Annotated in this window: 9 protein-coding genes and 3 tRNA genes; 6 read left to right on the plus strand and 6 right to left on the minus strand. The window is 71.4% G+C overall.

Annotated elements, in window-relative coordinates; translation table 11 throughout:
- Positions 1–89: 89 nt before the first annotated feature.
- On the minus strand, positions 90–4010 hold the full coding sequence (hrpA, locus tag ABD346_RS02830; RefSeq protein ID WP_344371170.1) for an ATP-dependent RNA helicase HrpA: 3921 nt from the start codon (positions 4008–4010) through the stop codon (positions 90–92).
- A gap of 84 nt (positions 4011–4094) precedes the next feature.
- Here hrpA and ABD346_RS02835 point away from each other — a divergent pair, with 84 nt between their 5' ends.
- The 3 genes from ABD346_RS02835 to ABD346_RS02845 all read left to right on the plus strand — a co-directional run bounded on the left by ABD346_RS02835 (position 4095) and on the right by ABD346_RS02845 (position 6148).
- On the plus strand, positions 4095–4472 hold the full coding sequence (locus ABD346_RS02835) for a hypothetical protein (protein ID WP_344371171.1): 378 nt from the start codon (positions 4095–4097) through the stop codon (positions 4470–4472).
- Positions 4473–4544: 72 nt separating this feature from the next.
- Positions 4545–5312, plus strand: coding sequence for a DsbA family protein (locus ABD346_RS02840; protein WP_344371173.1), 768 nt, complete (start codon positions 4545–4547; stop codon positions 5310–5312).
- Positions 5309–6148: a cytochrome c biogenesis CcdA family protein gene (locus ABD346_RS02845; protein WP_344371175.1), complete on the plus strand. Its 840-nt coding sequence runs from the start codon at positions 5309–5311 to the stop codon at positions 6146–6148. Before ABD346_RS02840 ends, ABD346_RS02845 begins: the two co-directional genes overlap by 4 nt.
- Positions 6149–6247: 99 nt before the next feature.
- Here the strand turns inward: ABD346_RS02845 and ABD346_RS02850 are convergent.
- From ABD346_RS02850 to ABD346_RS02865, 4 genes are all read right to left on the minus strand, one after another.
- A tRNA-Phe gene (locus ABD346_RS02850) sits at positions 6248–6324 on the minus strand.
- A 26-nt stretch (positions 6325–6350) separates the two neighbouring features.
- Positions 6351–6425 (minus strand) — tRNA-Asp (locus tag ABD346_RS02855).
- A 38-nt stretch (positions 6426–6463) separates the two neighbouring features.
- Positions 6464–6536 (minus strand) — tRNA-Glu (locus tag ABD346_RS02860).
- A 92-nt stretch (positions 6537–6628) separates the two neighbouring features.
- A complete protein-coding gene (locus tag ABD346_RS02865) occupies positions 6629–8038 on the minus strand; it encodes a metallophosphoesterase family protein (protein ID WP_381225036.1) in 1410 nt (469 codons plus the stop codon).
- A 68-nt stretch (positions 8039–8106) separates the two neighbouring features.
- Here ABD346_RS02865 and ABD346_RS02870 point away from each other — a divergent pair, with 68 nt between their 5' ends.
- The gene (locus tag ABD346_RS02870) at positions 8107–8457 is read left to right on the plus strand and encodes a metallopeptidase family protein (RefSeq protein WP_053725918.1); all 351 of its coding nucleotides are present in this window, start codon (positions 8107–8109) and stop codon (positions 8455–8457) included.
- A 147-nt stretch (positions 8458–8604) separates the two neighbouring features.
- Here the strand turns inward: ABD346_RS02870 and ABD346_RS02875 are convergent, their stop codons facing one another.
- Entirely contained in the window at positions 8605–9144 is a 540-nt protein-coding gene (locus ABD346_RS02875; protein WP_344371178.1) for a hypothetical protein, read from the minus strand.
- Between the two features lie 253 nt (positions 9145–9397).
- On the opposite strand from ABD346_RS02875, the gene ABD346_RS02880 reads away from it, so the two are divergent.
- Together ABD346_RS02880 and ABD346_RS02885 are read left to right on the plus strand one after the other, a co-directional pair.
- Positions 9398–11740, plus strand: a complete 2343-nt coding sequence (locus tag ABD346_RS02880) for a DEAD/DEAH box helicase (protein WP_344371179.1) — start codon at positions 9398–9400, stop codon at positions 11738–11740.
- A 251-nt stretch (positions 11741–11991) separates the two neighbouring features.
- Positions 11992–15009 (plus strand): FG-GAP-like repeat-containing protein, encoded by a 3018-nt coding sequence (locus tag ABD346_RS02885; RefSeq protein WP_344371180.1) that lies wholly within the window; start codon positions 11992–11994, stop codon positions 15007–15009.
- Positions 15010–15097 lie beyond the last annotated feature (88 nt).

Below are 15097 nucleotides of genomic sequence, written 5' to 3' on the forward strand. Positions count from 1 at the left end.
TGTTTCGCAGCCCGTTGGTGCTTGGCTGCGAATGAGACTGTACAGCAGGTCAGCGGGTCAGGTCGAACTCACTCACAGCGATACCCGCGTTACGGCGCCGCCGCGTCGATCGCCTTCACGATGCGCTTGTCGGAGACCGGGAACGCCGTGCCGAGCGCGTGCGCGAAGTAGCTCACCCGGAGCTCCTCGATCATCCAGCGGATGTCCAGGACCTGCTGCGGAACGGGCCGCCCCTGCGGCAGCTGTTCGAGCAGCCACGCGTACTCGTCCTGCATCTCGTGGACCTTCTCCATGCGCGTGGTGTCGCGCTGAACGGCCGTCGGCATCTGCTGGAGCCGGCGGTCCACCGCGACCAGGTAGCGCATCAGGTCGGGCAGCCGCCTGAGGCCGGTCTTCGTGACGAAGCCGGGCGGTACGAGGGCCGCCAGCTGGTTCCGTACGTCCGTGACGTTGTTGACCAGGGTCAGGCTGTTCGTGGCCTTCAGGCGGCGCTCACAGGCCTGCCAGGCGGCCAGGATCTGCTGGACCTGGCCGACCGTGCGCACCGTCGCGTCCACCAGGTCCGCCCGCACCTTGTCGTACAGCTTGCGGAACGATTCCTCGTCCCACGCGGGGCCGCCGTGGTCCGCGATCAGCTTGTCCGCGGCCGCCATGGCGCAGTCGTCGAAGAGCGCCTGGATCGAGCCGTGCGGATTGCGCGAAAGGGCGAGCTTCTGCTGGTTGGTCAGCTTGTCCGAGGCGAACTTGGCCGGGTTCACCGGAATGTTCAGCAGGATCAGCTTCCGGGTGCCCCGCCACATCGCCTGCTGCTGCTCGGCCTCGGTGTCGAAGAGCCGTACGGAGACGCTCTCGCCCGCGTCCACGAGCGCCGGGAACGCCTTCACCGGCTGGCCGGCCCTGCGCGTCTCGAAGATCCTGGTCAGCGTGCCGATCGTCCAGTCCGTGAGGCCCGAGCGCTCGATGGACTCGCCCGAGGGGCCCGCGGTGGCCGCGGCGGCCTTGGAGAGGGCCTGACGGGCCTTCGGGCGCAGTTTGAGCTTGAGCGCCTCCAGGTCCTTGTCCTCGGCGAGGTTGCGGCGCCGCTCGTCGACGATCCGGAACGTGATCTTGAGGTGGTCCGGCACCCGGGTCAGGTCGAAGTCGTCGGCCGTGACCGGCACGCCTACCATCCGCTGGAGCTCGCGGGCGAGGGTGACCGGCAGCGGCTCCTGCAGTGGCACCGCTCGCTCCAGGAACTTCGCGGCGTAGTTCGGCGCCGGTACGTAATGCCGGCGGATGGGCTTCGGCAGGGAGCGGATCAGCTCCGTGACGACCTCTTCGCGCAGGCCCGGGATCTGCCAGTCGAAGCCCTCGTCGGTGACCTGGTTGAGGACCTGGAGCGGCACGTGCACGGTCACGCCGTCCGCGTCCGCGCCCGGCTCGAACTGGTAGGTCACCCGGAATTTCAGCGGGCCCTGGCGCCACGAGTCCGGATAGTCGTCCTTGGTGACGGCCCCGGCCTTCTCGTTGATGAGCATCTCGCGCTCGAAATCGAGGAGTTCGGGCTCGTCGCGCCGCTTGTGCTTCCACCAGGAGTCGAAGTGCGCGCCGGACACGACGTGTTCGGGCACCCGCTGGTCGTAGAAGTCGTACAGCGTCTCGTCGTCCACGAGGATGTCGCGGCGGCGGGCGCGGTGCTCCAACTCCTCGACCTCGGTGAGGAGTTTGCGGTTGTCCGAGAAGAACTTGTGGTGCGTGCGCCAGTCGCCCTCGACCAGCGCGTTGCGGATGAACAGCTCGCGCGAGGCCTCGGGGTCGATGCGGCCGTAGTTGACCTTGCGGTTGGCCACGATCGGCACGCCGTACAGCGTCACGCGCTCGTACGCCATGACCGCCGCCTGGTCCTTCTCCCAGTGCGGCTCGCTGTAGGTGCGCTTGACCAGGTGCTGGGCGAGCGGCTCGATCCACTCGGGCTCGATCTTCGCATTGACGCGGGCCCACAGCCGGGACGTCTCCACCAGCTCCGCCGACATCACGAGCTTGGGCTGCTTCTTGAACAGCGCCGAGCCCGGGAAGATCGCGAACTTGGCGCTGCGGGCGCCCAGATACTCGTTCTTGTCGGTGTCCTTGAGCCCGATGTGCGAGAGCAGACCGGCCAGGAGAGAGGTGTGTACGGACTGCTCGGGCGCGTCCTCCTCGTTGAGGTGGATGCCCATGGTCTTCGCGACCGTACGCAGCTGCGAGTAGATGTCCTGCCACTCGCGGATCCGCAGGAAGTTCAGGTACTCCTGCTTGCACATCCGCCGGAACGAGCTGGAGCCGCGCTCCTTCTGCTGCTCGCGGACGTACCGCCACAGGTTGAGGAAGGCGAGGAAGTCGGACGTCTCGTCCTTGAAGCGGGCGTGCTGCTGGTCGGCCTGCGCCTGCTTCTCGCTCGGGCGCTCGCGCGGGTCCTGGATGGAGAGCGCGGCGGCGATGACCATGACCTCGCGTACGCAGCCGTTGCGGTCGGCCTCCAGGACCATGCGGGCGAGCCGCGGGTCCACGGGAAGCTGGCTCAGCTTGCGGCCCTGCTGGGTGAGGCGCTTCTTCGGATCCTTCTCCGTCGGGTCCAACGCCCCCAGTTCCTGGAGGAGTTGGACGCCGTCGCGGATGTTGCGGTGGTCCGGCGGGTCGATGAACGGGAACTTCTCGATGTCGCCGAGGCCGGCCGCGGTCATCTGGAGGATGACGGAGGCGAGGTTCGTCCGGAGGATCTCCGCGTCGGTGAACTCGGGCCGCGTGACGAAGTCGTCCTCGCTGTACAGCCGGATGCAGATGCCGTCGCTCGTACGGCCGCAGCGGCCCTTGCGCTGGTTGGCGCTGGCCTGGCTGACCGGCTCGATCGGCAGGCGCTGCACCTTGGTGCGGTGGCTGTAGCGCGAGATGCGGGCGGTGCCCGGGTCGATGACGTACTTGATGCCGGGGACGGTCAGCGAGGTCTCGGCGACATTGGTCGCGAGCACGATCCGGCGGCCGCTGTGCTGCTGGAAGACGCGGTGCTGCTCGGCGTGCGAGAGGCGCGCGTAGAGGGGGAGCACCTCGGTCGAGCGGAGGTTCTTCTTGATCAGCGCGTCCGCCGTGTCGCGGATCTCGCGCTCGCCGGAGAGGAAGACCAGGATGTCGCCGGGGCCCTCGGCCTGGAGCTCGTCCACGGCGTCGCAGATCGCGGTGATCTGGTCGCGGTCGGAGTCCTCCGAGTCCTCCTCCAGGAGCGGGCGGTAGCGCACTTCGACCGGGTACGTACGGCCGCTGACCTCGACGATCGGGGCGTCCCCGAAGTGCCGCGAGAAGCGCTCCGGGTCGATGGTCGCCGAGGTGATGACGACCTTCAGATCGGGGCGCTTCGGCAGCAGCTGGGCCAGATAGCCGAGCAGGAAGTCGATGTTGAGGGAGCGCTCGTGGGCCTCGTCGATGATGATCGTGTCGTAGCCGCGCAGCTCGCGGTCCGTCTGGATCTCGGCGAGCAGGATGCCGTCGGTCATCAGCTTCACGAAGGTGGCGTCCTGGTCGACCTGGTCGGTGAACCGGACCTTCCAGCCGACGGCCTCGCCCAGCGGGACCTTCAGTTCCTCCGCGATGCGGTCCGCGACCGTGCGGGCCGCGATCCTGCGGGGCTGGGTGTGCCCGATCATGCCACGCAGGCCCCGGCCCAGCTCCATGCAGATCTTGGGGATCTGGGTGGTCTTGCCCGAGCCGGTCTCACCCGCGACGATCACGACCTGGTGGTCGCGTATCGCCTCAAGGATCTCGTCCTTCTTCTGGCTGACCGGGAGCTGCTCGGGGTAGCTGACCTCGGGCATGCGGGCGGACCGCCGGGCGATGCGGTCGGCGGACTTCTGGGCCTCGGCGGCGATCTCGTCGAGCACGGCCTGCCGGGCCTCGGGCTTACGGATGCGGCGGGCGCCTTCGAGACGGCGGCCGAGCCGGTGGGCGTCGCGCAGCGAGGCCCCGTCGAGCAGCGTCTGGAGATCGGCGAAGGAAGTAGACATACCTGATTCAGGATCTCACCCGCCGAGGACGAGTGGCGAACGCATTTAGGCGCGCTCCGGGACCCACCCCGTACCATTTCGGGCATGCCCCGCTCCCGTGCCCCGCGCCGCCGCCCCACCGCGGTGCTGCTCATGGTGCTCGGGGTGCTCGCGGTGGCGCTGTGCGGGCCGGCCCCGACGGCTTCGGCCGCGCCCGCGGGCGTACTGGCGAAGAAGGCATCGGCGCCCGCCTTCACGGACGGCTCGGCCGCGCCCGGCTGCAAGCAGGGCGGTCAGCACCAGGATTCCGATCCGGCGGCGCCGGTCCGGGCCCGCACCGCCCACGACCAGGCCCCGGTCCTGGAGGACCGCGTCGCCCCCGCCGCACTGTGCGGCCTGTACGCGGCCCACCGCAACCCGCCGGTGCGCGGGCCCACGCCCAGCGCGCCCACCCCCGTCGAACTCTCGGTGCTCAGGGTCTAGACGCCGCTCCCGCCTTCTCGCGACCGCCGTCCCCTTATCCGTACGCATTTTTCGTACGCACCGGAGTTCCGCATGCCCAAGAACACGAAGTCCAGCAAGAACAGCAAGCCGAGCAGGACTGCCGCGAAGCCCGCCGCCGCGTCCCGCAAGCCGGTCCTGATCGGCATCGCCGCGGTGGCCGCCGCAGCCGTCCTCGGGATCGCCTCCTACCAGGCGACCTCCCCCGACCCGAAGCCCACCGTCAACGGCTCCGCGTCCACCGCCGACCCGGCCGCGGGCGCCCACCCCGAGCTGGAGAAGCTGGCCCGCCGCGACGCCAAGGACCCGCTCGCCCAGGGCCGCGCGGACGCGCCGGTCGTGATGATCGAGTACGCCGACTTCAAGTGCTCGTACTGCGGCAAGTTCGCCCGCGACACCGAGCCGGAGCTGGTGAAGAAGTACGTCGACAACGGCACCCTGCGCATCGAGTGGCGCAACTTCCCGATCTTCGGCGCCGAGTCGGAGGCCGCCGCGCGCGGGGCCTGGGCGGCCGGGCAGCAGGGGAAGTTCTGGCAGTTCCACGCGGCGGCGTACGCGGAGGGCTCCAAGGAGAAGGGGTTCGGCGCGGACCGCCTGAAGGAGCTCGCCAAGGAGGCCGGCGTGCCGGACGCGGCGCGCTTCGCGACCGACCTGGACAGCGACGCGGCCAAGGCGGCCGTGAAGAAGGACCAGGACGAGGCGTACGGCCTCGGCGCCAGCTCCACCCCTTCCTTCCTCATCAACGGCACCCCGATCGCGGGCGCCCAGCCGATGGACGCGTTCGCGCAGGCCATCGAGGCGGCGGCGAAGGCGAAGAAGTGACCCCGAACATCGGTTACCTCGCCGCGTTCCTGGGCGGCCTGCTCGCGCTGCTCAGCCCGTGCAGCGCGCTGCTCCTGCCCGCGTTCTTCGCGTACTCGATCTCCAGCCGCACCAAGCTGCTCGCCCGCACCGGCATCTTCTACGCGGGCCTGGCCACCACGCTCGTCCCGCTGGGCGCGGCGGGCTCGTACGCGGGCCGGATCTTCTACGGCCACCGGGACCAGCTGGTGCTCTTCGGCGGCTGGCTGATCATCGCGCTCGGCGTCGCCCAGATCGTCGGCATGGGCTTCGCGAGCCGCCGCATGACGGAACTGTCCGGGAAGATCCGCCCCACGACCGCGCTGTCGGTGTACGCCCTTGGCGCGGTCTACGGCCTCGCCGGGTTCTGCGCGGGGCCGATCCTGGGGAGTGTCCTGACGGTGGCGGCGGTGAGCGGCAGCCCGGTCTACGGCGGCCTGCTCCTGGCGGTGTACGCCCTGGGCATGGCGGTCCCGCTCTTCCTCCTGGCCCTGCTCTGGGAGCGCTTCGAACTGGGCGGCCGCAAGTGGCTGCGCGGCAGGGTGCTGAAGGTGGGCCGCTTCGAACTCCACACGACGTCCTTGCTGTCGGGCTTGTTCTTCATCGCCCTGGGCGCGCTCTTCCTGGCGTACGACGGGGCGACGGCGTTGCCCGGTCTGCTGGACGTGGACGACTCGTACGCGGTGGAGGAGTGGACGAAGGGGATCGCGGACGCGGTTCCGGACTGGGCCCTGCTGACAGCCCTGGCCGCACTGGCGGCGGTCGTGCTGGGCGTACGGGGCTGGCGGGCGCGCTCCCGGGAGCCGGAGGAGAGCTGAGGGGAGGGGGCCCGCTGGGGGGGGCGGGCCCATCCCGGACACGGGGCGGTCCCGCCCCGGACACGACGAAAGCCCCGTTCGGTGAACGGGGCTTTCGGGTGGTGGCTGGGGCCGGGGTCGAACCGGCGACCTATCGCTTTTCAGGCGATCGCTCGTACCAACTGAGCTACCCAGCCACGTAGTCCACCGAAGTGAACTACAGCGGTCCTGACGGGATTTGAACCCGCGGCCTCCACCTTGACAGGGTGGCGAGCACTCCAAACTGCTCCACAGGACCAAGCTTGCGCGAGAACAAGTCTCGCACAGGATTGTGCGTGCCCCCAACGGGATTCGAACCCGTGCTACCGCCTTGAAAGGGCGGCGTCCTGGGCCACTAGACGATGAGGGCTAATTGGCCCGCCTGGGCGCTTCGCAGCGCGTCGGGGACGTGAGAAGCATATGGGATGCGGGGAGGTATCGCCAAAACGGTTTCCCGGGAGGTCACCGGGGCGTGGGCAGATGGCGGCTCACCTCGGCCGTGGTCAGGCCCAGGCCGCCCAGGGTCACCTCGTCCCAGGCCTGGAGGTGGTGGGTGTTGCTGTCCAGGTAGAGGACCGAGGCGCGGACCTGCTCCGGGTCCTTGTTCTGCAGCGCGCGCAGGCCGCCGCCGCCCGTGGAGCCCTCGACCTTCAGGCGGGTGCCGAGCTTCATGACCTCCGTCTCGCGGCGGTGGAGGTGCCCGGCGAGGACCAGCGGGACCGTGCCGTCGGTCTCGCGTGCGGCGGCCGGCTCATGGGTGACGGCGATGTCGGCCGGGGTGCCCGCGCGGGCCTGGGCGCGCAGGGCGGCGGCGAGCCGGCCCCCGGCCGTGCGTTCGGCGCCGTCGGGGTCGGTGTCCGCCGTCGAGCGGTCCGGGGTGAACTCGGGGTCGCCCATCCCCGCGATCCGTACGCCCGCGATGGTGACGCTCTGCCCGTCGTCCAGGACGTGCGCGTTCTTCAGCCCGGCGACATAGCGCTGGGTCTCCGCCGAGTCGTGGTTGCCGCGCACCCAGACGTAGGGGGCGCCGAGGTCGGGGATCGCGTCCAGGAAGCGGTTCTCGGCGGTGCTGCCGTGGTCCATGGTGTCGCCGGAGTCGATGATCACGTCGATCCGGTACTGGGTGACGAGCGAGCCGATGATGTGCCACGCGGCCGGGTTGAGGTGGATGTCGGAGACGTGCAGGACGCGCAGGGTGGCCGGGTCCGGCTGGTAGGCGGGGAGGGTGGAGGCGGCGTCGTACAGCTTGGTGACGTTGGTGACGAGCTTCGCCAACTCCTGCTGGTAGACGCCGAATTCGGTCACGATCGAGCGTGCGTTGCCGACGACCTGCGGGGCGGAGGTGAGCAGCCCCGAGTACTTCGGCTCCATCACCGACTCCGGGTTCCAGGTCGCGTACGCGGACAGGCCGCAGGCGGCGAGCAGGGCGAGGGAGAGGCCGCCGGCGGCCAGGGCGCGACGGGGGCGGCGGTACACGGCGAGGCCGAGCGCCGTCGCGCCGGAGACGACCGCGACGCACGAGCGAAGGGCCACGTCCCGGGTGCCGTGGCCGACGTCGCGGGCGATCTCCTGCTGGAGGCCGGAGATCCGCTCGGGGTGGCTGACCAGGGCCTGGGCGCGGTCGGGGTCGAGCCGGTCGACGTCGACGTCCAGGCGGAGCGGCGCGAGGTGCGAGCGCAGTTCGAGGGCGCCGAGCGGCGACACGTTGATCTTGGTGCCGCCGGTCAGGGAGGGCCGCAGGGTCATGGTGGTGTCCATGGGGCCCACCGGAGTGCGTACGTTGCCGACGACGAGGAGCCCGAGCCAGGCGCCGATCAGCACGACGCAGCACAGGCCCGCCGCCCGTGCCAGGGCCTGACGGCTCGCGGACATGGCTCGCATTGGGGCCATATGCCCCCGCGGGCAGGTCGGTATGCCGATGCGTGACCGACAATGGCCGGGTGCTGGAGATGACGCGCGAGGAGTTCGAGGAACTGGTCGGCGAGGCGCTGGACCGGATCCCGCCGGAGCTGACGCGGCTGATGGACAACGTCGCGGTGTTCGTCGAGGACGAGCCGGCCGCCGACGACCCCGAGCTGCTCGGCCTCTACGAGGGGACCCCGCTCACCGACCGCGGCGAGTGGTACGCCGGGGTGCTCCCGGACCGGATCACCATCTACCGGGGCCCCACGCTGCGGATGTGCGCGACGCGCGAGGAGGTCGTCGCCGAGACGGAGGTGACGGTGGTTCATGAGATCGCCCATCACTTCGGCATCGACGACGAGCGGCTGCACGCCCTCGGCTACGGGTGAGACGCGGGGACCCGGTCGTGCTCGGGCGAGGGTGAGTCCGTGGGGCGCTGTGCGCCCGCCCGGCCCCCTCGGCACGCTCGGACGGATGTCGGGCGCAAGCCGGGTGCGGCCCGGGCGTGTCCCCGGCGGGGGGCCGGGAGTTGGAACCTACGTCCCCATCGCTCCGTGTTCCGGAGGTGCCCCCGTGCGCCAGTTGACCACCCCTGTCCGCCTGGCCGAGCTGGCGGTGACCGTCCTGGTGCTCACGGCGTCGGCCGGCTGCATGAGTGTGAGCGACAACCAGGGCGGGCCGAGGCCGTCGGCGTCCGCCGGGCGGCACGGGGACGCGGCCGGGACCGAGGAGGGCAAGGGCGGGCAGGGCGCGGCCAGGGGCCGCACCGGCAAGCACGACCCGAAGGCGCCGGGCGGTCCTTCCGGGGCGCCGAGCCCGAGCGGGTCGTCGTCCGGGTCGGCCGGGGCGCCGGGAGCGGCGGCCACGCCCTCGCCGGGCGTTCCGAAGCCGGGCGGCGGTCCGGGCCCGGCCAAGCCTCCGCAGGGCGGCCCCTCGCGGCCCTCTCCGTCGCCGAGCCGTCCGGCGCCGCCGACGCCGCCCGCCTCGCCGTCGCCGACCCCGGTGCCGCCGACCCCGCCGGCCTCGCCGTCGACGACTCCGGGGGCCGACACGCACACCAGCGCGCTGCGCGGCATGCAGGCTCCGTTCCAGCAGGAGCCGACCGCATCACCGCAGGTGGGACCGGTTTAGGGGGGCTCGGTTTGCCTTAGGGGGGTGAGGGTGCGTATGGTAGTAGATCGTTTGATCCCATTGCCCGGCGCCGACACAGAAGAGCGCCGTGTGGCGCGTACTCTCCCTAGCCGTGGCTGACCGCATTGAGGCGGTCGAATTGCGAATTCACGGAGTTGACGGGCGCGTGCCGAGACTCCGGAAGGTTTCGCATTTCGCATGTCCATTTCCAGCACTGATCACTCCGTCCTGCCCGAGAACGAGAACAACGACTCCATCGAGACCCGCCAGGACGACGTCGTCGAGGCCGTAGCGGCCACCGACGTCATCGAGGTCGTGGAGATCGTCGAGTCCGAGGCGGACGAGAACACCGAGCCCACCGTCACCTTCGCGGACCTCGGTCTGCCCGAGGGCGTCGTGCGCAAGCTCGCCCAGAACGGGGTGACCACCCCCTTCCCGATCCAGGCCGCGACCATCCCGGACGCCCTGGCCGGCAAGGACATCCTCGGCCGTGGCCGTACCGGCTCCGGCAAGACCCTCTCCTTCGGTCTGCCCACCCTGGCCGCCCTGGCCGGCGGGCACACCGAGAAGAAGAAGCCCCGCGCGATCATCCTCACGCCGACGCGTGAGCTCGCGATGCAGGTCGCGGACGCCCTCCAGCCGTACGGCGACGTGCTCGGCCTGAAGATGAAGGTCGTCTGCGGCGGTACGTCGATGAGCAACCAGATCTACGCCCTGGAGCGCGGCGTCGACGTCCTCGTCGCCACCCCGGGCCGTCTGCGCGACCTCATCAACCGCGGCGCCTGCTCGCTCGCCAACGTCCAGGTCGCCGTCCTCGACGAGGCCGACCAGATGTCCGACCTGGGCTTCCTGCCCGAGGTCACCGAGCTGCTCGACCAGATCCCCGGCGGCGGCCAGCGCATGCTCTTCTCCGCCACCATGGAGAACGAGATCTCCACCCTGGTCAAGCGCTACCTGACGAACCCCGTCACGCACGAGGTCGACAGCGCGCAGGGCAACGTCTCGACGATGACCCACCACGTCCTCGTGGTGAAGCCGAAGGACAAGGCGCCGGTCACGGCCGCCATCGCCGCCCGCAAGGGCCGCACGATCATCTTCGTCCGCACCCAGCTGGGCGCGGACCGCATCGCCGAGCAGCTCTGCGAGTCGGGCGTGAAGGCCGACGCGCTGCACGGCGGCATGACCCAGGGCGCGCGCACCCGCGTTCTTGAGGACTTCAAGAAGGGCTACGTCAACGCGCTCGTCGCGACCGACGTCGCCGCGCGCGGCATCCACGTCGACGGCATCGACCTGGTCCTCAACGTGGACCCGGCCGGTGACCACAAGGACTACCTGCACCGCTCGGGCCGTACCGCCCGTGCCGGCAAGTCCGGTGTCGTCGTCTCCCTGTCGCTGCCGCACCAGCGCCGCCAGATCTTCCGGCTGATGGAGGACGCGGGCGTCGACGCCTCGCGCCACATCATCCAGAGCGCCGGCGCGTTCGACCCGGAGGTCGCCGAGATCACCGGCGCCCGTTCGCTGACCGAGGTCCAGGCCGACTCCGCGAACAACTCGGCCAAGCAGGCCGAGCGCGAGGTCGCCGACCTCACCAAGCAGCTGGAGCGCCTGACGCGCCGGGCCGGTGAGCTCCGCGAGGAGGCCGACCGCCTGGTCGCCCGTGCCGCCCGCGAGCGCGGCGAGGACCCGGAGGCCGCGGTCGCCGAGGTCGCGGCCGAAGCCGAGGCCGAGGTCGCGGCTGCTGCCGCCGCCGCTGCCGTGCCGGTCCAGCAGGAGTCCCGCGAGGACCGCGGTGGCTTCCAGCGCCGTGACGACCGGGGCAACTTCGACCGCCGTGACAACCGTGGCGGCGACCGCGGTGGTGACCGTGGCGGCTTCCGCCGTGACGACCGTCCGTCCGGCGGCTTCCGTCGCGACGACCGCCCCTCGGGTGGTTTCCAGCGCCGTGACGACCGCCCCTCGGGTGGTTTCCGTCGTGACGACCGTCCCTCGGGTGGTTTCCGTCGTGACGACCGCCCCGCGGGTGGCTTCAACCGTGACGACCGCGGTGGTGACCGTGGCGGCTTCCGTCGCGACGACCGCCCGTCCGGTGGTTTCCGTCGTGACGACCGCCCCGCGGGTGGCTTCAACCGTGACGACCGCGGTGGTGACCGTGGCGGCTTCCGTCGCGACGACCGCCCGTCCGGTGGTTTCCGTCGTGACGACCGCCCCGCGGGTGGCTTCAACCGTGACGACCGCGGTGGTGACCGTGGCGGCTTCCGTCGCGACGACCGCCCGTCCGGTGGTTTCCGTCGTGACGACCGCCCCGCGGGTGGCTTCAACCGCGATGACCGCGGTGGCGACCGTGGCGGCTTCAACCGCGGCGGCAGCGACCGTCCGTTCAACCGCGACCGTCGTGACGACCGTCCCGCCGGCGGCGGCTTCCGCTCCGGCGGCCACGAGCGCCCCTACGGCCGCCGTGACGACCACCGCGGTTCCGGCTCCAACACCGGTTCCTTCGGCGGCCGCCGCGACGACAAGCCCCGCTGGAAGCGCAACGGCTGACGCCCTTGCCTGACGGCTCATCAGGGCCCGTACGACACCTTCGCGGTGTGGTGCGGGCCCTGATTGTTTTCCGGGGGTGATTCCTGTGGGCCTGCTGTTAAAGTCGGCGCGAACTTCGCACGGGGGCAGGGCCGGGGGGCTTCCGCTTCACCTTGAGCGCGGTACGCGTCGGCGTACCGCGCTGCACCCGTGCGCCGATGAGGGTGGGGCCCTGCGGGGCCGCTGGGGAGGAACCGGAATTGAGACGGCACGTGCGGATACGGAGCGCGGTCGCGGTGGCCGCGGCTGTGGGGATCGCGACGGGGTTCCTGCCGCTGACGGCGGGGGCGGCCTACGCCGACTCCGTACCCGGAGAGCTGACGATTCCCGCGCAGCACCAGCCCGACCCGAACGCCGGCCTGCTGGTCGGCGGCGGCGCGACGGGCTACCTGTGGGGGCAGGCGGGCGACGGCTACAACTGGACTTCGTACGCGGACGGCTCGGTCAGGCCGGTGCCCGTTCCGGAGGGGCTGCAGGTTGCGGCGCCCACGGGCGAGGACTTTGTGGTCTTCTGGGGGCCCGGTACGAACAAGATCGTCCAGCGCAACATGAAGGACGGCTCGGAACGGACCGCCACACTCGGCGCGGGGCAGTCGTTCGCCGCCGCGTTCGGCGATGCTGTCCTGACGTACGAGGGTGCCGCAGGCCTGCACGTGCTGACCTGGAACGACGGCCAGGTCCAGGACCGCGCCGTGACCGGTGTGCCCACGGGTACCAACAGCCGGAAGGCAGGGGGCGCGCAGAACAAGAACGGCGTGCTCGTCTACACCTCGGCGCCGGACCCGTCGGCGCCGAGCGGTGAGAAGCGGACCATGCTCTGGGTCGACCGTTCCGGCCAGGCTCGGACGACCGCGGTGCCGTCCTCCAGCAACACTCCTGTGAACGGGGACCGGTTCGCCGCGTGGTGGGGTTCGAGCCCCAGCGTCCGGGTGTGGAGCACCACCGATCTGTCCAAGCCGGCCAACGAGGTCGCGGTCGACCGTCCGGGCGCGCGGCTGGTCGGCGTGGTCGGGGACAGGCTGCTCCTGGCCAGGTTCGTCGCGGGCAACCAGGCCGTCTTCGCGGTGCCGTTGACCGGCGGCGCGGAGCAGCTCGTGGTCGACAAGGTGGGCTACAACACCCTGTTCACGCCGGACGGGGCCATGCTGATCACGCGGGCCGCCGACGACGGCACGGGTGTCGAGGTGGTCTCGGTGCGGCAGGGCGCCGACGGCGCGCTCACCGTGACGAAGACGGGCCCGGCTCCGCAGATCCGTACGAAGGTCACCGGGATCTCCCTCGCGCAGGGAAAGCTGAGCACGGTCGAGCAGAAGCCGTGGAACGACACGGAGCTGCGCGGTATCGACCTCACGGTCAGTGGGCCGGCGAAGGCCGGCGAGCGGGTGGACCGGGGTGCCGGCACCGACCTCTTCCGGGACTGCGACACGCTGTGGTGCGCGGACATACAGTCCACGGGCGACGGCAGGCTCGCCTTCCAGCGGATCAACGGCGACGGCCTCGTCGCTCTCGCCGAGGGGGAGTCGCTGCCCCGTACGACACGCAGCCCGGTGGCCACCTACCAGCAGCCCGGCTCGCCGTTCGAGGCGTCCGGCAGGTACGGGGTCGCCCGGGTCACGGGACTGCCCTCGCGGGTCGAGGTGTTCGACCTCGACACCTGGCAGCCGGTCTACACCGGCAAGCCCGACACGGAGGTCGGCCAGCAGGCGTACGCCCTGAACGGCTCCACCCTCTGGCTGGAGAACGGCACCGGCTCCGCCGAAGCCGTCGACGTGCGGACCGGCAAGACCCTCGCCACCGCCAAGGTGAGCGACTGCGACATCACCTCCCTCCAGGCCAACGGCACCAACCTCCTGTGGGAGTGCGGGAGTTCGGCCTCCGGGGTGTACGACACCGCCGCCAAGCGGAACGTCGCGCTGCCCGCGCACCAGAGTGCCCGGCTCGGCGACGGGTACGTGGCGTGGCAGCAGGGCGGCGTGCTGAGCGTCACCGATGTGCGGGGAGCCTCCGGCACGCGCGCGCTGGGCACGCCCAGGCGGGGTGAGCCGGGCAAGGGCTGGGCCGTGGACCGCTTCGGCGGACCGGTCGCGTACACCGACGCCGAGGACGCCGTCCACGTCGTCCCGACGGGCATCCCCACCTCCGCCCTGAATGTGCTCGACACGGACGCGCCCGCCCGCGTGAACGCCAACTCCGGCTCCTGGGCGGCTCGTTGGTGGCTCAACAAGCCTGCGGCCTCCTGGCAGCTCACGCTCAAGAACAGCGCGGGCGCCACCGTCCGTACCCTCACCGGCGGCGAGGCGCGCGGGCTCGTGAAGCCCGCCTGGGACGGGAAGACGGACGGCGGGCAGTACGCCGCCAACGGCGCCTACGTCTGGACGCTGACGGTGACCCCGGCCGACGGACAGGGCGCGGCGCTCACCCGGACCGGGACGGTCGGCCTGACCGGCGGCGCCCCCGTCGCGCGGGACTTCGTCGGGGCGGGCGGCCCCGACGGCCGCGCCGACCTCCTCGCGCTCACCCCGTCCGGCCGCTTCGACCTGCGCACCGGACCCGGCGTCGCGGGCGAGGCGCAGGCCCAGGGCGAGGGCTGGACCGGGGCGAACGCGCTGACCGCCGCGATCCCGTACCGGGACGTGAACGGCGACCGGTGCAACGACGTCCTGGTGCGGATGGCGAGCGGCGAGCTGCGCGCGTACACGCCCGCCTGCGGGGCCCCGCTGACGCCGTCGACGGCGTACCAGAGCCTGGGGCGTGGCTGGAACGCGTACGACACCCTGGTCTCGCCCGGTGACGTGGACGGCGACGGCCGGGCGGACCTGGTGGCCCGCACGTCCGGCGGCGACCTGTACGTCTACTCCGACAACGGCGCCCTCGGCTTCAAGGAGCCGGTCAAGGCGGGCTGGGGGTGGGGCGGACTCCTGGTCGTCGGCGCGGGCGACCTGACCGGCGACGGCAAGGGCGACCTCCTTGCCCGGGACGCCTCCGGTGTCCTGTGGACGTACCCCGGCGACGGCAAGGGCGGCTTCGCCGACCGGATCCGGCTCGGCGCCGGCTGGGGCGGCTTCGACGCCCTGGTGGGGGCGGGCGACCTCGACGGCGACGGCAGGCCCGATCTGCTGGCCCGCGAGCAGAGCGGAACGCTCTGGCTGTACCCGGGCGCGGGCAACGGCGCCTTTGGCGACCGGAAGCTGCTCGGCGGTGGCTGGAACATGTACAAGTCGCTGTATTAACAGGCAGGTTGACCGGCCGGCCATCCGGATCCGGTCAATCCGTCCCTGACCGACGGCATGTCGGGCCCCCGGTGCGGGCATCACCGGG

It is taken from the genome of Streptomyces mauvecolor (genome assembly GCF_039532965.1).
GTDB lineage: Bacteria > Actinomycetota > Actinomycetes > Streptomycetales > Streptomycetaceae > Streptomyces > Streptomyces violascens.

What these genes read in the sequence shown, in the direction of transcription:
- hrpA (WP_344371170.1), bottom strand. Translation starts at nt 4,010, where the DNA reads ATGTCTACTTCCTTCGCCGATCTCCAGACGCTGCTCGACGGGGCCTCG.
- ABD346_RS02835 (WP_344371171.1), top strand. Translation starts at nt 4,095, where the DNA reads ATGCCCCGCTCCCGTGCCCCGCGCCGCCGCCCCACCGCGGTGCTGCTC.
- ABD346_RS02840 (WP_344371173.1), top strand. Translation starts at nt 4,545, where the DNA reads ATGCCCAAGAACACGAAGTCCAGCAAGAACAGCAAGCCGAGCAGGACT.
- ABD346_RS02865 (WP_381225036.1), bottom strand. Translation starts at nt 8,038, where the DNA reads ATGTCCGCGAGCCGTCAGGCCCTGGCACGGGCGGCGGGCCTGTGCTGC.
- ABD346_RS02875 (WP_344371178.1), bottom strand. Translation starts at nt 9,144, where the DNA reads ATGCCGCGCAGCGCGCTGGTGTGCGTGTCGGCCCCCGGAGTCGTCGAC.
- ABD346_RS02880 (WP_344371179.1), top strand. Translation starts at nt 9,398, where the DNA reads ATGTCCATTTCCAGCACTGATCACTCCGTCCTGCCCGAGAACGAGAAC.